Genomic DNA, 18,806 nt, shown 5'->3' with positions numbered 1-18,806 from the left:
CGACGGAGGGGCCGACGTATGCTGAGGTCGGCCGCGCCCGGGCGCGGCCGACCGATGCCGCGCCCCGCGCGGCCGCACCCGCCGGGAGGTCCCGCATGCCGACCACGATCGCCGTCACCGGGCGCGCCGAGGAGCGCGTCGAACCGGAACTCGGCGCGGTCTCGCTCACCGTGTCGTCCAGCAGCGCCGACCGCGACCGCGTGCTCACGGCGGTCGACGTTGCGCATGAGCGCCTGCTCGCGAAGATCCGCGAACTCGAGGGCGCGGGCGTGCTCGAGTCGTGGTCGGCGGCGCAGCTGCGCGTCTGGTCGCATCGCCCGTGGAACGACCAGGGCCGGCAGCTGCCCCTCGTGCACCAGGCCTCCGCCGACCTCGAGGTCGTCTTCCGCGACCTGGAGGCGCTCGGCGACTGGGTCGGCACCGTCTCCTCGACGTCCGAGGTGACGGTGCAGGGCGTCGACTGGCGATTGACGGATGCCACGCGCTCGCGCGTGCAGGAGGCGGCGCAGCGGGCGGCGGTCGCCGATGCGGTGCGCAAGGCCGCGGTCTACGCCGAGGCGCTCGGGCTCGGCTCCCCGACACCGGTCGAGCTCGCCGATCACGGCCTGCTGGAGGCCCAGCCGATCCCCCGGGCGCACAAGGCGGTCGCGATGCGTGCGATGGCGATGGACGTCGCGGACTCCGGGCCCGCACCGGAGCTCGCGCCGGCGAGGCTCGTGGTCGAGGCATCCGTCGACGCGCGGTTCGCAGCCGGCTGACACGCCGGCGGCCTCGCCCCCCGAGCTCAGTCGCGGGCGATGAGCCACGCCTCGAGCGCGGCGAGCTCGTCGTGGGCGAGCCCCGAGGCGAGGAGGTACTCGCGGACCGTCCCGTGGCTGCGCTCCACCTCCTCGAGGGCGGACTCGAGCGCCTCGCGCGGGCTTCCGCCCATGAGGACGCGCAGTTCGGGAGTGTCGGGCACGCCGTAGTCGCCGATGAGCGCGACCATCTCCTCCAGCCACTCCCCGGCGAGGTGTCCCTCGGTGAGGGCGTAGTCGGCGATCACGGCCTCGCGGTCGACGCCGGCCGCGAGGAGGGCGAGCGCGACGACGACGCCGGTGCGGTCCTTGCCGGCGGTGCAGTGCACGACGACGGCGCGGTCGCCGGCGCTCGAGATCTCGCGCAGCGCCTCGACCACGACGGCCGAGTGCGTGGTGACGATGCGCTGGTAGAGCGCCTCGAGCGAGATGCCCCGCCCGCCCTGCGACGCACCCGACCCCTCGAAGACCGGCAGCCGCAGCACCTCGACGTCGAGCCCGTCGAGGTCGTCGGGCATGGCCCGCGCCTCGTTCTCGTCGCGCAGGTCGACGATCACGCCGACCTCCAGCCGGCGCAGCGCCGCCCGTCCGTCGTGGCCGAGCCGGTGGAGTCCGTCGGAGCGGAAGAGTCGACCGGACCGGACCGTTCCGTCGCGCGCGGGCAGCCCGCCGACGTCACGGAAGTTGTACGTACCCGGCACCGGGATGCGCGTCGAGATCTCCACGCGGCGGAGTCTAGCCCGCCGCGCCGTCAGCACGCCGTGAGGGGGTGCGGCCCTCCGCTCGATTCAGCGAAAGTACTTTCCATACGCGCAAGTACTTGCTATGCTCACGCCATGTCCACGAACGACTCCTCCGCCGCCGACCTCCCCGAGCCCGCCGACGCGGCCGCCTTCGTGCGCGAGGCCGAGACGGCGGTGCGGCGGGTCGCCGTCCAGGGCTCCGCATCCGCCTCCGCGTGGCTGACGGGCCTCGCCGCCGCCTCGGCGATCTACCTGTTCGCGCTCGGCTGGTACGACCGCAGCGACGAGACGCAGATCCTCGCGCTGTCGATCGCGTTCGCCGCTGTGCTCGGCGTCCTCTCGGTCGTGCACCTGCGACGCATGGGCGCCGCGAGCCTCGGCTTCTCACGACGCTTCGGCTTCGCCGTGGGCGGCTGGGGCGCGGCCTTCGGCATCTCGCTGACGCTCGGCCTGCTCCTCTTCCCCGGCGTCCCCGCCTACTTCGCCGTCGCCGCCGTCGCGACGGCGGCACCGCCCATGTGGGGATCGGTGCGCGAACTGGTCGTGGTCCGTGGTTGAGCCGGAGGATTCCGGGCATCCGCGGCACCGGCTCGACCCGCTCCTGCAACGGCCCGTTCCGTTCTCGATCGCGGCGCTGCTCGCAGCAGCCGACGAGGCCGAGTTCAGGTTCGTCCGCGACGCCGTCGAGCTCAGCGACTCGGCGCTCAGCAAGCAGGCGTCGGCGCTCGAGGCGGCCGGCTACGTCGCCGTCCGCAAGGGCTTCGTCGGCAAGTTCCCGCGCACGTGGCTCGCGATGACCCCGCAGGGCCGTGCGGCGTTCGCCGCTCACATGGACGCGCTCCGCGAGATCGCAGGCTGAGCCGCCCGACGGGGGCTAGTCCCCCAGGTTCCGGCGGCTCGCCATGGCGCGCTCGGCCTCGCGCTTGTCCTGCCGCTCGCGGAGCGCCTGCCGCTTGTCGTACTCGCGCTTGCCCTTGGCGACCGCGAGCTCCACCTTCGCGCGACCGTCCTTGAAGTACAGCGACAGCGGGATGAGCGTGTAGCCGCCCTCCTTCGTCTTGTGGCTGATCTTCACGATCTCCTGCTTGTGCATCAGCAGCTTGCGCTTGCGCCGCGGAGCGTGGTTGTTCCACGTGCCCTCGGTGTACTCGGGGATGTGCACCGCGTCGAGCCAGATCTCGCCGCCGTCGATGAAGGCGTACCCGTCGACGAGCGACGCCCGCCCCTGTCGGAGCGACTTCACCTCGGTCCCCGAGAGCACGATGCCGGCCTCGTAGGTGTCCTCGATCAGGTAGTCGTGGCGCGCCTTGCGGTTGGTCGCCACGACCTTCTCACCGCGTTCCCTGGGCACGGTCCACTCCTCGCTTCGATGACGGATGCCGCCGGCGATCGCCGGCAAGCCCTTCAGTCTACCGGCGGTCGCGGCATCCGTCGCCCGCGGCCCGGTGCCGCGCGTGGGTCAGACCCGCAGGTACCGCCGGATCGCGATCGCCGCCGAGACCGCCGCCAGGAGGACCCCGACGGCGACGAGCAGCGGCACGACGAGCAGCGCGTCATCGAGCCCGACGAACGTGAACGAGAGCGACTCGGCGAGGTAGCCCTGCACGAAGAAGGTCACGATCGCGACGACCGCGCCGCCCGCGAGGAGCGAGCCGAGCAGCCCCGCGAAGATGCCCTCGAGCACGAAGGGGGTCTGGATGAAACGGTTGGAGGCGCCCACGAGCCGCATGATGCCGAGCTCCTTGCGGCGCGAGAACGCCGAGAGCCGGATCGTCGTGGCGATGAGCAGCGCCGCCGCCACGAGCATGACCGCGGCGACCGCGATCGCCGTGTAGCTCGCCGCGTTCAGCACGTCGAAGATCTGGTCGAGGTACCGGCGTTGGTCGACGACCTGCTCGACGCCCGACAGGCCGGCCAGGCTCTCGACCAGCACCGCCGACTGCGACGGGTCGGTGAGGTTCACCCAGAACGTCTCGTTGAGCACGTCGGGCGTGACGTAGTCGGCCGCGGGCGTGCCGGCGAACTGCTCCTGGAAGTTCGCGTACGCCTGGTCGCGGTCCTCGAAGTAGTACTCGTCGATGAACGGCGCCAGCGTGTCGCCGCGCAGCTGCGCCTCGACCGCCTCCTTCTGCTCCGGAGTCGCCTCGCCGTCGATGCAGCCCTCGGTGGTCGAGACGGCCGTGCAGAGGTACACGGCCACCTGGGCGCGGTCGTACCAGTAGCCGCGCATCTGGGCGATCTGCAGCTGCAGCAGGGCCGCGGTGCCGACGAACGTGAGCGAGACGAACGTGACGAGCACGACCGAGATGACCATGGTGGCGTTGCGGCGCAGGCCGTTCGCCGCCTCCGCGAGCACGAGACCGACCCTCACTTCACCGGCCCCACTTCCTGGTCGTCGTCGCCGGCGCGCGGTCCGGCGGGGCTCCGCAGGCCGAGGCGCTCGGCGAGCGTGAGGTGCGCGGACTTCGTGCTCACCGGAGCGGCCGGCCTGCCGGGCGGACGATCGCGGGCGTCGTCGTCGTCGTCGGAGTCGCCCGCGCCCGTGGGCGGCAACGGCTCGATCGGCATGGTCGCGGCGGCCGTGATCTCCGCGGCCTCGTCGGTGACGGCGTCGCGCTCCTCGGGCTCCACGTAGAGCGGCGGCGCGTCCTGCATGACCTTGCGGGTGACCTTGGGTGCGGCGACGCCGACGGTGCCGGTGTCCATCGGGGTGTCGACGGAGGCCTCGTCCGCGGGCTGCTCGACCGCCTCCGCCTTCGCCTCCGCCTTCGCCTTCGCCGCGGGGCGCTTCTTCTTCGCCGCGGGTCGCTTCGACGGGGCCGGCTCGGGTTCGGCGTCGGACGCCGCGGCATCCGCGTCGGCCTCGATCGCGTGCAGCGCCTCCTCGGCCCGGACGGAGGCGACGAGCGCGTCGGCCGCCGCGCCGTCCGCCGTCGAGGTCGACGGTGCGGCGCTCGCCGGGACCGGCACGACCTCGACGTCCGCTGCGGAACCGGTCGCCTCGGCGGACTCCGTGCCCACCGCGGCGAGTGCTGCGGCCGCGAGGTCCGACGGAACCGCGTCGCCCGGGATCGCGCCGACGACCGACGTGGTCGGGGCGAGCACGACGCCGACCGCGTAGCCCGCGCTGCGCTCGTCGCGCACGACCTCGCCGGAGCTCAGTTCGATCACGCGTCGCTGCATCTGGTCGACGATGCCCGCCTCGTGCGTGGCCATGACCACGGTCGTGCCGCTCGCGTTGATGCGCTCCAGGAGCGTCATGATCCCGGCGCTGGTGACCGGGTCGAGGTTTCCCGTGGGCTCGTCGGCGAGCAGGATCTGCGGCTTGTTGACGATGGCGCGCGCGATCGCGACGCGCTGCTGTTCGCCGCCGGAGAGCTCATGGGGCATCCGCTTGCCTTTGCCGTCGAGGCCCACCAGCTTCAACGTCTCGGGCACCGCGGACTGCACGTACCCGCGCGACTTGCCGATGACGCGCAGGGCGAAGGCGACGTTCTCGAAGACGTTCTTGTTCGACAGCAGGCGGAAGTCCTGGAAGACGACGCCCAGGCTGCGCCGGAAGTACGGGACCTTGCGCGTCGAGATGGACCGCAGGTCCTGGCCGAGCACGTGGATCCGGCCGGCCGTCGGCCGGTCCTCCTTGAGGATCAGTCGCAGGAAGCTGGACTTGCCCGATCCCGACGCCCCGACGAGGAACACGAACTCCCCGCGCAGGATCTCGACCGTGATCCCGTCGAGGGCGGGTCGGGTCTGCCCGGGGTAGGACTTGGTGACGGAGTCGAAGCGGATCATCGGGTTCGAGCGTAGGCGGCATCCGCTCGAAACGGGGCAGCGACACCGGAAAACGCCGGGCCGCCGACCCGCTCGGTCAGGCGGGGAGCGCGGCGAGTTCGGACGCGACCTTGCCCGCCCACGCGTCGATCGCGTCCCAGTCGCGGAAGTCACCCGCGGGCAGCGCGTCGTTCTCGGGCATCCAGCTCACGATGCGGTCGCGCCCCTTGAGGTGCTCCGTGTCGAGCGCCCCGAAGAACACCATCGTGCCGCGCGGGTGGATGAGCTCCTCGAACTCGGCGAACTCCTTCGGGGCGGCCCCGGCGAGCACGTCGTTGCCGTCCTTGTCGACGCGCTCGGTCCCGAGCGGTCCGCTGGAGAACAGCCAGACCGGCCGGGTGGCGAGCAGCTTGTGGTTGTGCCGCACGAAGCGCCGAGCCTCCTTGCGCCACTTGCCCAGGTACGTGGCGCTGCCGATGACGAAGGCGTCGAACCCCTCGGGGAACTCGACGTCGTCGCAGTGCTCGATGTCGACCTCGTGGTCGGCGTCGCGCAGGCGATCGGCGATCCGGTCGGCGATGCCCCGCGTCGCGCCGTACTTGCTCGAGTACGCGACCAGCACGCGCATGATGCCCACTCCCCCCGCGGGACGCTCGTGGTCCCACTGGGGTGAGGGTAGGCCGCGCGATCACGGGCGGCCGGTGCCGAAGGTCCCGTGCGATCGCATCGCGCGACGGCCCGGATGCCGCGTCGGCGGCTCAGTCGTCCTTCTGCTTGCGCCAGCGGATGCCGGCCGCGATGAGCCCGTCGATGTCGCCGTCGAACACGGTCGCCGGGTTGCCGACCTCGTAGCCGGTGCGCAGGTCCTTCACGAGCTGCTGGCCGTAGAGGAAGTAGGAGCGCATCTGGTCACCCCAGCTCGCCGTGATGGTGCCGGCGAGCTCCTTCTTCTTCGCCGCCTCCTCCTCGCGCTTGAGCAGCAGCAGGCGGGTCTGGAGGACGCGCATCGCCGCGGCGCGGTTTTGGATCTGCGACTTCTCGTTCTGCATCGAGACGACGATGCCGGTCGGGATGTGCGTGAGGCGCACGGCCGAGTCCGTCGTGTTGACCGACTGCCCGCCGGGGCCCGACGAGCGGAACACGTCGACGCGGATGTCGTTCTCGGGGACGTCGACCTCGACGGCCTCCTCCATCACCGGGATGACCTCGACCGCGGCGAAGCTCGTCTGCCGCTTGTCGGCCGAGCCGAACGGGCTGATGCGGGCGAGGCGGTGCGTGCCGGCCTCGACCGAGAGGGTGCCGTAGGCGTAGGGCACGTCGATCTCGAACGTCGCGGACTTGATGCCGGCGCCTTCCGCGTAGGACGTGTCCATGACCTTGACCGGGTACTTGTGCCGCTCAGCCCAGCGCAGGTACATGCGCATGAGCATCTCGGCGAAGTCGGTGGCGTCGTCGCCGCCGGCGCCCGAGCGGATCGTGACGACCGCACCGCGCGGATCGTACTCACCGTCGAGCAGCGTCTGCACCTCGAGCTGACTGACGGTCTCCTCGAGCGCCGAGAGTTCCTTGCGGGCCTCGACGGCGGAGTCCTCGTCCTCCATCTCGTTCGCGAGCTCGACGAGCACCTCGAGGTCGTCGATGCGGCGCTCGAGCTCGGTGACGCGCTTGAGCTCGGTCTGGCGGTGGCTGAGCGCGCTGGTGATCTTCTGCGCGTTCGCGGGGTCGTCCCAGAGGGACGGCGCGCCGGCCTCCTCGGAGAGCCGGGCGATGTCGGCCTTGAGGGCGTCGACGTCGACGACGGCGCGGATGTCGCTGAAGGTGCTGCGCAGGGAGGCGATCTCCTGCGTGAGGTCAAGATCCAACATGTCCCGTCCAGCCTAGTGGCCCCACCCGTGAGCGACCTGCGCGGGTCTCGGGTCGGACGTCCCGCCCGGCTTGGGCGGGACGGGGCAGACTCGACGCGATCGACGACGGGGGTGGCGGGCGATGGATGTCACGGCATGGCTGCTCGACGCCGACCCCGCGATCCGGTGGCAGGTCATGCGCGACCTGACGAACGCGCCCGACGACGCCGTCGCCGCCGAGCGCGCGCGCGTCGCACGCGCGGGGTGGGGAGCGCGGCTGCTCGCGCTCCAGGGCGAGGACGGCCGATGGGGCGGCGGGACCTACTCGCCGAAGTGGGTGTCGACGACCTACACCCTCCTGCTGCTCCGGCTGCTCGGGCTGGACCCGGGATCCCCCGAGGCCGCCCGCGCCCTCGAACGGGTCCGCGAGGGCGTGACCTGGGACGGGCGGGGCGGCGCGCCGTTCTTCGGCGGCGAATGGGAGACCTGCGTGAACAGCATGGTGCTCGTGCTCGGTGCCTACTTCCGAGAGACGGGGCCGCTCGTGGACGGCCTGCTCGACCGGCTGCTCGGCGAGCAGCTCGAGGACGGCGGATGGAACTGCCAGGCGCCACGACGCTCGCACCGGTCGTCGTTCAACACGACGATCCTCGCGCTCGAGGCCCTGCTCGAGTTCGAGAGATCGATCGCGCCCGACCCCTCGGTCGCCGCCGCGCGGGCGCGCGGCGAGGAGTACCTCCTGGAGCGCCGGCTGTTCCGCTCGCGCTCGACGGGTGAGGTGATCCGGGAGTCGTGGACCCGGTTCTCGTTCCCTCCGCAATGGCACTACGACGTGCTGCGCGCCCTCGACCACCTCCGCTCGACCGGCCGCGCTCCCGATGCCCGGTGCGGCGAGGCGATCGAGCTCGTACGACGACGACGCCGCGCGGACGGACGCTGGCCGCTCCAGCACACCCACCCCGGGCTCCGGCACTTCGAGATGGAGGACGGCGACGGGAAGCCGAGCCGCTGGAACACCCTGCGGGCGCTCCGTGTGCTCGCCTGGTACGACGGCGGCTCGGGCCTAGCATCGGGAGGATGACCGATACCGCCGCGCCCTTCTCGTGGCGGTCGATCGTGCTCCCCGCGTACCTGCCCACGCTGCTGTTCTCGCTCGGCGAGGGCGCGCTGGTGCCGGTCATCCCGGTCGTCGCGGTCGACCGCGGGGCGTCGCTCGCGCTCGCGGGCCTCATCGCGGCGATGCTGATGGTCGGCGGGCTCGTCGGCGACCTGCCGGCCGGCTGGCTCGTCGCCCGCACCGGCGAACGCCCCGCGATGATCGGCGCGTCGGCGCTGGCCTCGGCGGGCACGCTGCTCGCCCTCCTCGTCCCGACCACGTGGGCGCTTGCGGTCGGCGTGTTCCTGCTCGGGCTCGCGACGGCCGTGTTCGGGCTCGCCCGGCACGCGTTCCTCACGAGCTACGTCCCGGCGCGCGTGCGCGCCCGCGCGCTGTCCACGCTCGCGGGCGTGTTCCGCGGCGGCTGGGCGATCGGGCCGTTCTCCGCGGCCGCGATCATCGCGTGGACGGGTTCGGCGACGGCGGTGTTCTGGGTCCTCGTCGTCTCGTGCGCGGCGGTCGTCGCGGTGCTCCTGGTCCTGCCCGACCCGGAACGCGTGTTCGGCGCCGCGGCGGCCGTGCGCGCGGCATCCGTCGGGAACGGGGCCGGCGGCGCGACCGACGAGCAGGGGCGAGCGGATGCCGCAGGCGGGATCCGTCACGCCGTCGTCGCCCATCGCGGGGTGCTCGCGCGGATCGGCAGCGGGATCGGGCTGCTGGCCGCGCTCCGAGCCAGCCGCATCGTCATCCTTCCGCTCTGGGCGGTCTCGCTCGGCATGCGTCCGGATGCCGCGGCGCTCGTCATCGGCATCGCCGCGACGATCGACTTCACGCTGTTCTACGTGAGCGGTCACGTGATGGACCGGCACGGGCGCCTCTGGAGCGCCATCCCGGGCCTCGTGGGGCTCGCCGCCGGGCACCTCGTGCTGTCCGTCACGCACGACCTGCCCGGCGCGGTCGCGTGGTTCACGGGCGCGGCGATGCTGCTCGGCGTGGCGAACGGCCTCTCGTCGGGCGTCATCCTGACCCTCGGGGCCGACCTCGCTCCCGCCTCGAACCCGGCGCCCTTCCTCGGCGCGTTCCGCACGATCGCCGACGCCGGCGGCGCCGCCGCGCCGCTCGCGATCTCGGCGATCACGTCCGCGGTCTCGATCATGGCGGCGGCCGCGGCGATGGGGGTGCTCGGCCTCGTCGGCGCGGGCCTGCTGTGGCGGTGGATCCCGCGGTACCTGCCGCGTGCGCCGCGGCACCCGTCACCCGGACCGCCCGAGCCGGACGAGGCGTGGACACCTGCGGCCGACACGTGATGCGTCCGAGCGCCGGCCTGCGATATCGGACGTACCGGCCGACACGTCGCCGCCCCTGCAACACTCCGCTATGATCCGCGCATGACGGTCGGGGGGCCAGTCGAACTCGAGGACGCACTCGCACGAGTGGCGTCTCGGGAAGAGTTCGGCGCCTACGGCGAACTCGATGCCGACATCCGCGCGAAGGTGGTCGCGGAGGACCTGCCCGCCATCCGACGCGAGATGGAAGCGAAGGTCGTCGACCTCCAGCGAGCGGAGCGGATCATCGACGGCGAGATCCGCACGCGTGTCATCCTCTCGGTGATCGCCCTCATCCTCCTCATCGGGTTCGGGCTGCTGTTCGCGATCATGCTCCTCGGAGCGATCTCCTTGGCCGTGACCGAGAGATCCCTGGAGACGTTCGGGATCGTCACCGTGCTGGTTCTGAGCGCACCGGTCGTCGGAGCTTTGGCATGGTGGCGCGGACTGCGACGATCGATCGCGCGACGGCGTCGCGACCGGCAGTCGCTCGTGGACATCGAGCTGCGCAGCTGGGTGGAGGCTGCGGTGAGCCGCGCGTACACGCGAGCGGCGGGGTCGCTCGTCGAGGCCGGTGCCGCCCCCTTCCCGAGTTCCGCGCCCCGCCTGATCGAGATCGACGTCGACAACGTCGTGCCGTCGTCGTCCATCGACCGCGTGTTCCGGTTCATCACGGACCACGACACCTCGGCGATCGGCATCACTGGCCCCCGAGGGGTCGGCAAGTCCACGCTCCTTCGGGCGGTGTGCGAACGCACGCGCGACGCATCGGGGAAGGCTGTCCTGATCCCGGCGCCGGTCGAGCACGACACGGTCGACCTGCTTCGCTCGCTCGTGTACGAACTCCATGCGAGCATTCGTGGCCCTCGCTCGTCTCGTCTGGACCGGGCGGGCGGCGCACGGCGGCGATCAGTCCGCCGTGGTCTGATCGCGGTGGCCGCCGGGTCGCTCGCGATCGCGGCGATCATGCTCATCGTGCTCACGATCCTGCCGTCCATCGACGTCCTCGAGACGATCGCGACTCAGTGGCCGGTCGCTCTCGGAGTGGGGCTGCTCATCGCCGCTGCGGCGCTGCTGCTGCTCGGCCCCGTCCCCGACCGGGTCGCGCGATCGCTCGGGCGCGCCGGAGCAGGCACGGGCGGCGCGATCCTCGACCAGCTCGTCGAGGAGCTCCGATTCGAGCTCTCCGAGTCCGACTCGGTCGGTGCCCGCGTCGGCGGACCGGCGGACCTCTCCGCCGAACGGTCGAGGAGCAGGACGACGCGTGACCTCAGCCGCGCGCGGATCGTCGACGGACTCCGGGACGCGCTCCGAGCCCTCGGTGCTGAGTCGGGTGACGGGCCGTTCCTCATCGCGATCGACGAGCTCGACAAGCTTCCCACCCGGGACGCACTGCTCGGCACGGTCAACGGTATGAAGGACCTCCTGCACATCCCCAACGTCCATGTCGCGGTGACGCTCTCCGACGAAGCGCTTCGGGCATTCGACCTGCGCGAGACCGGTGAGCGCGATGCGTTCGATTCCACGTTCGACACCATCGTCGAAGTCCAGCGGCTCGACGCCGCGGGCGCGGCGGCGATCCTCGAGGCTCGTGTCGTGGGGTTCCCCCGCGAGCTCGCCGGCGTCTGCTATGTCTGGTCTGCGGGGCTCCCGCGCGACCTGCTCCGACACGCGCGGTCGTGCATCGAATACACCCGCGGGCGAGACCCCGTTCCACGCTGGGATGTAATCGCGCTCGCCGTCACCCACGCCGAGATGGCGCAGAAGATCACGGGCACCATCTTCTCGGGCGCCTCGGCCGAGGAGGTAGAGGCGGCGTCGGAGTTGAACGACCGATGGGCGGCACGCGCACCGCGAGCGGACGAGCTCGCGAACCTCGAGGCGATCGGAGAACTGACCCGCCGGCTCTGCGCGTACGGCGCGATGCGGTACGCCGCGATCTGGACCGTGGCGGAACACGGGATCGCGAACCGCGCGATCCCAGCCGAACTCGACCGACTGCGAGACGGAGCCGTCGCAGCTTCCACGGCTGCCGGCGTCACCGTCGCCGAGCACGCGCTCCGCGACCTGGAGGCCGTCCCCCGAGGCTAGGGAGCGGGGGCTGCGTCGCGCCGCACGGGCCGGATGGCCCGCGACGGGGCGCGCGGCCGGAGTAGCGTCGGCACCGGGCGGTGGGTTCGCCACGGCCGGAGCGGAGACGAGGTGCGGGCTGCGGTCATCGGTGCCGGGATCGCGGGACTCGCGAGCGCGCGACAATTGGCGCTCGCCGGATGGGAGGTCGACGTGGTCGAGCGGGCCGACGGCCCGCGTGCCGACGGCTACATGATGGACTTCTTCGGCCTGGGCTTCGACGCCGCGGAGCGCATCGGGATCCTGCCGCGGCTCCGCGAGGCCTCGTACCGCATCGGCTCCGTCGAGTACGTCGACGCCCGCTCGGGTCGGCGGACGGCGAGCATCGACTACGACGCGTTCGCGTCGGCGTTGGGCGGCCGGCTGCTCAGCCTCATGCGACCGGACCTCGAGCTCGTGCTGCTCGACGCGATCGGCGACGCGCCCGACGGCTCGGTGCGCGTGCACTACGGGGTGCCGTACCGCGCGTCGGAGGCTGCGGACTCCGGCACGGAACTCGGCGCACGGCTCGCAGGCGCCGACCTCGTGATCGGCGCCGACGGCGTGCACTCTGGCGTGCGGGAGGCCCTGTTCGGCGACGAGACGCAGTTCGTGCGGCCGCTCGGGCTGCGTGCCGCGGCGTACGTGATCGACGGCGCGCCCGACCTGCACGCCGAGTTCGACGGGCGGTTCGTGCTCACCGACACGGTCGACCGCCAGGCCGGCATCTACGGGCTGCGCGACGGACGGGTCGCCGCGTTCCTCGCCTACCGAGAGGACGCGCAGGAGGGCGTCGACCCCGACGAGGACGCGCCGACGAGGCTGCGCCGCGTGTTCGGCGGGCTGTGGAGCCCGATCGACCGCCTGCTGGAACGCTGCCCGGCGCATCCCTACGACGACGTGGTGGCGCAGGTCGTGCTCCCCAGCTGGCACCGCGGCAGCACCGTGCTCGCGGGCGACGGATGCCAGGCCGTCTCGCTCCTCGCCGGGCAGGGCGCGTCGATGGCGATCGCCGGCGCCGAGCTGCTCACCGATCTCGTCGGGCCGTGCCGTGACGCCGCGTCCATCGAGGCAGCGCTCGGCGAGTACGAGCGCCGGTGGCGTCCGGTCGTCGAGGAGAAGCAGGCCGCCGGACGGCGCGCGGCGAACACGTTCCTGCCCCCCGACCGGTTCCGGCTGCTGCTCCGGCGGTGGGCGCTGCGCGCCTCGGCGCTGCCGGTGATCGACGCGCTCGTGATGCGCTCGATCGCGGGCGGCACCGGGTTGAAGGGCAGGACCGGGGTGTGAGCGTCCATGGCGTGCTGCTCGACCTCGACGGGGTGTTCTACGTCGGGGACGAGCCGGTGCGCGGGGGCGCGGCGACGGTCGCGTGGCTCGTCGAGCGCGGCATCCCCCACCGGTTCGTGACCAACACGACGTCGCGCCCGCGGCGCGAGATCGTCGCGAAGCTGGCAGGCATGGGAATCGAGGTCGATGCGGCCGACGTGCTCACGCCGGTCGTCGCGGCCGCGGCCTGGCTCGAGGCCGAGGGGTGCCGTCGTCCCGCGCTGTTCGTGCCCGACGCGACCGCATCGGAGTTCGCCGAGCTCGGCGTGGCCGGTGCGGAACCCTCCGAGCCGGCGGATGCCGTCGTGGTCGGCGATCTCGGGAGCGGATGGGACTTCGCGACCATGAATCGGGCGTTCCGACTGCTCGCGGAGGATCCCGGCATCCCCCTGGTCGCCCTCGGCCTCACCCGCTACTGGCGCGCCGAGGACGGACTGCGACTCGACGTCGGCGCGTTCGTGCGCGGCCTCGAGTACGCCTCGGGGCGGGACGCGGTGGTGCTCGGCAAGCCGGCCGCCGCCTTCTACCGCGCCGCGGTCGACTCGCTCGCGGAGGCGCCCGACGAGGCCGTCATGGTGGGCGACGACATCCGATCCGACGTCGACGGCGCGCAGCGGGCGGGGTTGACCGGCGTGCTCGTCCGAACCGGGAAGTTCGATCCGGCCGACCTCGGCGGAGCGATCCGGCCCGACGCCGTGCTCGATTCCATCGCGGGACTGCCCGAATGGTGGCGGAATCGAGCGATCGACGGCGGAATCGACGAAACCTCGGCCGATGTCTTGACAGCGCACGACGGGTCGCAGGAAGGTGGCCCGTAGGGTCCGCACAGCGCCAGACGCGTGGCGATCTCAAGACGAACAACGTCGTCGTCACCGATCCCCCTGGCCGTAGACGGACCGGAGGGGTCGTCATGACTGGAAACCGTTCCACCCGAACACGGATCGCCCTCGGAACCGCCGCCGCGGCCCTCGCCGCGGCAATGCTGAGTCCCATCGGCGCGAACGCCGCCGAGGACGACGTGGGTGAGCTCGACATGTACACCGCGGAGGTCACCGCGGAGCAGGCGGCCGACATGGCAGCGTCCGGGCTCGACATCGCCGCGAGCAAGGCATCCGGACGCGGAGTCGAGATGCAGCTCATCCTCTCCGAGGACGAGGCGAAGGGCCTCGCCGAGCGCGGCATCGACGTGAAGGTGACCAAGGGCAAGAACGGCAAGTCCGCCAAGCAGATGGCGGCGGAGCAGGCGGCCTCGGGCTACGACGTCTGGCGTTCGTACGACGAACCCGGCGGCTTCCGCGACCAGATGTACCAGCTCGCGAAGGACAACCCGCAGCTGGTGAAGCTCGTCGTGCTCGGGGAGACCTACGAGGGCCGCGAGATCATCGCGCTGAAGGTGACGCAGGGCGCGAAGGGCCAGAAGGACGGCTCCCGTCCCGCCGTGCTCTACAGCTCGGCGCAGCACGCGCGCGAGTGGATCTCGGCGGAGACCAACCGGCGCCTGCTCAACTGGTACATCGACGAGTGGAAGTCGAACGACACGGAGGTCAAGAACCTCCTGAAGTCCACCGAACTCTGGTTCGTCCTCGTCGCCAACCCCGACGGGTACCAGTACACGTTCGACACCGAGCGGCTGTGGCGGAAGAACCTCCGCGACAACGACGGCAACGGCGAGATCACGCGCGGCGACGGCGTCGACCCGAACCGCAACTACCCGGAGCACTTCGCGTACGACGAGGAGGGCTCGTCGTCTCAGACCTCGAGCGAGACGTACCGCGGCCCGTCGCCGGCGTCCGAGCCTGAGACGCAGGCGATGATGGCGCTGTTCGACCGGGCGAACCCCGAGTTCCAGGTCAACTACCACTCCTTCGGGGAGTGGCTGCTGTACCCGGAGGGCTGGCAGATCGCCACGCCGAGCGGGGATGACCCGATCTACTACGCGCTCTCGGGCAACCTGGACAACCCGTCCATCGAGAACTTCGAGCCGGGCCTGTCCTCCGACGTGCTGTACGTGACGAACGGCGAGACCACCGACTTCGCGCACGTGTCGCACGGCACGCTCGCCTGGACGCCGGAGCTCAGCGACGGCGGCAGCGGCGGCGGGTTCGTCTTCCCCGACGACGAGGCGCTCGTGCAGGCGGAGTTCGAGCGGATCCTTCCGTTCTCGACGGATGTCGCGATGTCGGCCGTCGACCCGGCGAACCCGGTGTCGCACCTCGGCATCACGACGAAGCCGTTCTACCTGCAGAGCGACGACGACTACAAGGTCGGCCTCCCGCAGGCGAACTTCACGTTCGACTACTCCTACGGCGACCCGCAGGAGGTCCGCGTCCTCGCGAAGCGCAGCCTCGGCGACGTCACCGTGAAGTACTCGATCAACGGCGGCGCCGCGCAGAGCGCGCCGACCTCGGAGTGGGACGGCGGCGATCGCTACGGCGGCGCGACGGACGTCTACTACCGCGTGATGAGCGGCATGGTCACGGGAACGGATCCCGGCGACAGCGTCGAGGTCTGGTTCGAGGGCGGCGGTGAGACGAGCGACTCGTTCACCTACGAGGCCGTCTCGGAGTCGGATGCCGACGTGCTGGTGCTCGCGGCAGAGGACTACACGGGCGCCTCGCCGGGCATCGGCGGGACCGACCCGGCCTACCTCGAGTACTACACGGACGCGCTCGACGCGAACGGCACGAGCTACGACGTCTACGACGTCGACGCCCGTGGCCGCATCGCGGCGGACTCGCTCGGCGTGCTCTCGCACTTCGACGCCGTCGTCTGGTACACCGGCGACGACATCGTGACCCGTGAGCCCGGCTGGGGCGGCGGCAACGCCTCGCGCCTGGCGATGGACGAGCTCCTGAACGTCCGCGACTTCATGAACGAGGGCGGCCAGGTGCTGTACACGGGCGACTGGGCCGGCAGCCAGTACACGCCGAACCTCGGCACGCAGTTCTTCGACCCGACCTCGGCGAATGAGCAGTGCCGCGCCGATCCGGCCGTGCTCGCCCGATGCAAGGCACTCTTCGGCTCGGGCGACGCGACGAACGACGTGCTGCAGTACTGGCTCGGCGCCTACGTGGCCGTCGACTCGGCCGGCTTGGACGACGAGGGCGACGTGCTCGACGCGCTCGGCGTGGACGTGCCGCTCGAGGGCCTCGGCTGGGGCTTCAACGGCGGCGACAGCGCGCAGAACCAGTTCCACACGAACTCGTTCATCACGACGAGCGGCGTGCTGCCTCCGGCGGACTACCCGCAGTTCGACAGCTGGGTCTCGGCCCGCTGGGACCGCGCGGGCGGACCGTTCGAGCCGCACACGGGCGACTACTACGTGTACTCGCAGCTGGGCGACGTCTCGTACAAGCAGCTCATGCGCACGATCGACGTTCCGGCCGGCGGCGCCACGCTGACGTTCTGGACGTCGTACGACACCGAGGCGGACTGGGACTACACGTTCGTCGAGGCGCACACGCCGGGCCAGGACGACTGGACGACCCTGCCCGACAGCAACGGGCACACGACGCAGGACACCGGCCTGAGCTGCCCGGCTGGTTGGAACGAACTGCACCCGCAGCTCGATTACTACCAGACGTTCGTCGACGAGAACACCTGCGACCCGAACGGGTCGAACGGCGGTGCGTGGAACGCCGCCTCGGGCAACTCGGGCGGCTGGCAGCAGTGGTCGGTCGACCTCTCCGCCTACGCGGGCGGCCAGGTCGAGGTCGCGCTGTCGTACGCCAGCGACTGGGCGACGCAGGGCCTCGGCGTGTTCTTCGACGACATCGAGGTCTCCACGGGCGAGGGCACGACCTCGTTCGAGGCCGACCTCGGCGGCTGGGAGATCACGGGGCCGCCTCCGGGCAGCTCGCCGAACCCGAACAACTTCATCCGCACCACGGCGGGCGGGTTCCCGGAGGCCGCGGTCGTGGCCACGCCGGGCTCGCTCTACGCGGGCTTCGGGTTCGAGGGCATCACGGATGCCGCGACCCGGGCCGAGTGGATGGGCCGCGCGCTGGACCACCTGCTGGACTGACGCGCACTCCCGTTCGGGACACCGAGACGGGGCGGGCGGGGGCCGGGGGGGGGGCCGGCGACCTTCGGGTCGCCGGCCGCTCCGGTCTCTGCATGACGAGGGCTCTAGCTGCCGACGGGCTCCCAGGCCGTGGCATCCGCGTTCAGCCGGTGGCCGTTCACGATGTCGCCCGGTCGGTATCGACCCACGGGTTCCCAGGCCGTGGCATCCGCGTTCAGCCGATGGCCGTTCACGATCTCGCCGGGTCGGTATCGCGATGCGGGCCCGGCGGGCACGGGCGGCACGGCAGGCGCAGGGTCGGGCTCCGACGGCGCCACCACGCGAGGCGCGCCGCTGAACCCGAGGAGGCCCGGGAGGTCGAAGGACCCGGTGCGTTCCGCGAGCTTCACCCCTTCGCACTCGACCTTCGCACGCACCTCGACCGTGCCCGTGCGCACATCGGCGACCTCCCCCCGCCGGAACGCGATCACCGCACCCTTCACCGTCGTGTCGAGCGCGACCGCGAGCGCGATGCTCGTGATCGGGACCTCGTCGACCTTCACCTCGACACTCGGCTCGTAGCTCCACTTCACCGTGTGCGTGACGAGCGGCACGACCATCTCGCCGTCGGGGTTCTTCGCGGACCACTCCTTCGCCTCGCCGATGGCCCGGTGACGATCCCACGAGTGCGCGATCACGTCGGTCACGTCGAGGTCGAGCAGGCTGTCGGCCACCTCGCCGACCTCGCCCGCGAGGTAGTCCTTCCCGGCCGTCGCCAGGCGGGCCACGACCTTCGCGACCTCGCCCCCGACGTCGCGGTCCGCGGCGATCCTCGCGACCTCGGAGCTCACCGATACATGACCCGGCTCGAGCACGAGGTCTCGGACGGCCAGTTGCGCGTTATCCACGATCCTCTCCCTCCACCATGCGGGCCTCCCAGTGACCCGGTCGCACCTCGAGGCGCACCGACCGGGTCGGCGCCTCGTCGTCCGCGTCCAGGCTCGGCGACCAGGCGACACCGCGTCCCGCGGCGGCCGACACCCGGACCCGGTGCGCGACCAGGCGTCGCTGGTTCCACGGCGAGGTCGGCCTCGCAGCCGCCCACACCGCGATGCCGACCCCGACGGCCGCGGCGATGAGCAACCCCGCCGGCGGCCCGCCGCCGCCCCCGCTCGCCTCGCCGAGTGCGGCGACGAGCGACTCCTCGTCGTCGGCGTCGAAGTAGCGACCGCCCGTGGCCTCTGCGATGCACGTGAGTTCGCTCGGCGGTTCACCGTCGAACGCGTAGCCGACGGTGTTGATCCGGATGTCGAACCCCTGTTCCATCAGCGCCGCCGCCGCCACGCACGGCGGCGGGTCGCACTCGGCGATCCCATCGCTGACGAGGACGATCGTGCCGGACCCCCGTGGAAGGTCCCTCGCGGCTGCCAGCAACGAGGGTCCGGTCGGGGTGCCGCCGGAGACGAAGAGCCCGTCTACCGCCCGTCGGAGCTCTGCCCGATTCCCCACTGCGGGATCGACGAGCGTCGCCGGTGGGTCGTCGCACCCGCCGGCGAACGTGCGGAGCCCCACCGCAAGATCATCCGGGACGACATCCAGTGAACGCACGAGTGCACGTTGAGCCTGCACCAGCGGCGCCCCCTCCATCGATGCCGACGTGTCGACCAGGAACACGACCGCCTCGGGCGGTTCGCCCGCCTGGGCCGCGTGCCCGATCCCGATGACCGCGAGTGCGCCGAGGGCGACTCCGACCGCGGTGCTTCGGACGATGGACATCTCGATCACCACCTTG

General features: G+C 71.8%; 17 protein-coding genes. 9 read left to right on the top strand and 8 right to left on the bottom strand.

Annotated features, from left to right (window positions below; all coding sequences use genetic code 11):
* Positions 1–758 (top strand): SIMPL domain-containing protein (locus ACFVHK_RS14050; protein WP_376929331.1); only part of this gene is annotated, 758 nt, incomplete at its 5' end.
* Positions 759–784: 26 nt separating this feature from the next.
* Here ACFVHK_RS14050 and ACFVHK_RS14045 read toward each other — a convergent pair.
* Positions 785–1,522 (bottom strand): tyrosine-protein phosphatase, encoded by a 738-nt coding sequence (locus ACFVHK_RS14045; RefSeq protein WP_376929330.1) that lies wholly within the window; start codon positions 1,520–1,522, stop codon positions 785–787.
* A gap of 111 nt (positions 1,523–1,633) precedes the next feature.
* Here ACFVHK_RS14045 and ACFVHK_RS14040 point away from each other — a divergent pair, with 111 nt between their 5' ends.
* Both ACFVHK_RS14040 and ACFVHK_RS14035 read left to right on the top strand, forming a co-directional pair.
* Positions 1,634–2,098: a hypothetical protein gene (locus ACFVHK_RS14040; RefSeq protein WP_376929329.1), complete on the top strand. Its 465-nt coding sequence runs from the start codon at positions 1,634–1,636 to the stop codon at positions 2,096–2,098.
* Positions 2,091–2,399 carry a winged helix-turn-helix domain-containing protein gene (locus ACFVHK_RS14035; protein ID WP_129235260.1) on the top strand — a complete coding sequence of 103 codons (309 nt, stop codon included), beginning with the start codon at positions 2,091–2,093 and terminating at the stop codon, positions 2,397–2,399. Before ACFVHK_RS14040 ends, ACFVHK_RS14035 begins: the two co-directional genes overlap by 8 nt.
* A gap of 15 nt (positions 2,400–2,414) precedes the next feature.
* On the opposite strand, the gene smpB is transcribed toward ACFVHK_RS14035, so the two are convergent.
* From smpB to prfB, 5 genes are all read right to left on the bottom strand, one after another.
* Positions 2,415–2,891: an SsrA-binding protein SmpB gene (smpB, locus tag ACFVHK_RS14030; RefSeq protein WP_129235259.1), complete on the bottom strand. Its 477-nt coding sequence runs from the start codon at positions 2,889–2,891 to the stop codon at positions 2,415–2,417.
* Between the two features lie 108 nt (positions 2,892–2,999).
* Complete coding sequence (ftsX, locus tag ACFVHK_RS14025) at positions 3,000–3,911, bottom strand: permease-like cell division protein FtsX (protein WP_129235258.1); 912 nt, start codon at positions 3,909–3,911, stop codon at positions 3,000–3,002.
* Entirely contained in the window at positions 3,908–5,332 is a 1,425-nt protein-coding gene (gene ftsE / locus ACFVHK_RS14020; protein ID WP_376929328.1) for a cell division ATP-binding protein FtsE, read from the bottom strand. Before ftsE ends, ftsX begins: the two co-directional genes overlap by 4 nt.
* A gap of 76 nt (positions 5,333–5,408) precedes the next feature.
* Entirely contained in the window at positions 5,409–5,939 is a 531-nt protein-coding gene (locus ACFVHK_RS14015; protein ID WP_376929327.1) for a flavodoxin domain-containing protein, read from the bottom strand.
* Between the two features lie 130 nt (positions 5,940–6,069).
* A complete protein-coding gene (gene prfB / locus ACFVHK_RS14010) occupies positions 6,070–7,176 on the bottom strand; it encodes a peptide chain release factor 2 (protein WP_376929326.1) in 1,107 nt (368 codons plus the stop codon).
* A 121-nt stretch (positions 7,177–7,297) separates the two neighbouring features.
* Between prfB and ACFVHK_RS14005 the strand changes: the two genes are divergently transcribed.
* The 6 genes from ACFVHK_RS14005 to ACFVHK_RS13980 all read left to right on the top strand — a co-directional run bounded on the left by ACFVHK_RS14005 (position 7,298) and on the right by ACFVHK_RS13980 (position 17,035).
* A complete protein-coding gene (locus ACFVHK_RS14005) occupies positions 7,298–8,236 on the top strand; it encodes a hypothetical protein (protein WP_376929325.1) in 939 nt (312 codons plus the stop codon).
* Positions 8,233–9,558 carry an MFS transporter gene (locus tag ACFVHK_RS14000; protein WP_376929324.1) on the top strand — a complete coding sequence of 442 codons (1,326 nt, stop codon included), beginning with the start codon at positions 8,233–8,235 and terminating at the stop codon, positions 9,556–9,558. Before ACFVHK_RS14005 ends, ACFVHK_RS14000 begins: the two co-directional genes overlap by 4 nt.
* 81 nt (positions 9,559–9,639) lie before the next feature.
* A complete protein-coding gene (locus tag ACFVHK_RS13995; protein WP_376929323.1) occupies positions 9,640–11,667 on the top strand; it encodes a hypothetical protein in 2,028 nt (675 codons plus the stop codon).
* 111 nt (positions 11,668–11,778) lie between these two features.
* Positions 11,779–12,972 (top strand): FAD-dependent oxidoreductase, encoded by a 1,194-nt coding sequence (locus ACFVHK_RS13990; RefSeq protein WP_376929322.1) that lies wholly within the window; start codon positions 11,779–11,781, stop codon positions 12,970–12,972.
* A complete protein-coding gene (locus ACFVHK_RS13985) occupies positions 12,969–13,829 on the top strand; it encodes a TIGR01458 family HAD-type hydrolase (RefSeq protein WP_376929321.1) in 861 nt (286 codons plus the stop codon). Before ACFVHK_RS13990 ends, ACFVHK_RS13985 begins: the two co-directional genes overlap by 4 nt.
* A 161-nt stretch (positions 13,830–13,990) precedes the next feature.
* Positions 13,991–17,035, top strand: coding sequence for a M14 family metallopeptidase (locus tag ACFVHK_RS13980; RefSeq protein ID WP_376929320.1), 3,045 nt, complete (start codon positions 13,991–13,993; stop codon positions 17,033–17,035).
* Positions 17,036–17,139: 104 nt separating this feature from the next.
* Here ACFVHK_RS13980 and ACFVHK_RS13975 read toward each other — a convergent pair whose 3' ends face one another.
* Both ACFVHK_RS13975 and ACFVHK_RS13970 read right to left on the bottom strand, forming a co-directional pair.
* The gene (locus ACFVHK_RS13975) at positions 17,140–17,922 is read right to left on the bottom strand and encodes a hypothetical protein (protein ID WP_376929319.1); all 783 of its coding nucleotides are present in this window, start codon (positions 17,920–17,922) and stop codon (positions 17,140–17,142) included.
* Positions 17,915–18,790 carry a vWA domain-containing protein gene (locus tag ACFVHK_RS13970; RefSeq protein WP_376929318.1) on the bottom strand — a complete coding sequence of 292 codons (876 nt, stop codon included), beginning with the start codon at positions 18,788–18,790 and terminating at the stop codon, positions 17,915–17,917. The genes ACFVHK_RS13975 and ACFVHK_RS13970 overlap by 8 nt, the downstream gene beginning before the upstream one ends.
* Between the last annotated feature and the right edge of the window lie 16 nt (positions 18,791–18,806).

The organism is Agromyces binzhouensis (assembly GCF_042672355.1).
GTDB lineage: Bacteria > Actinomycetota > Actinomycetes > Actinomycetales > Microbacteriaceae > Agromyces > Agromyces binzhouensis.
The sequence above is the reverse complement of the archived record's forward strand: the minus strand, read 5'-3'. Positions and strand labels throughout refer to the sequence as shown.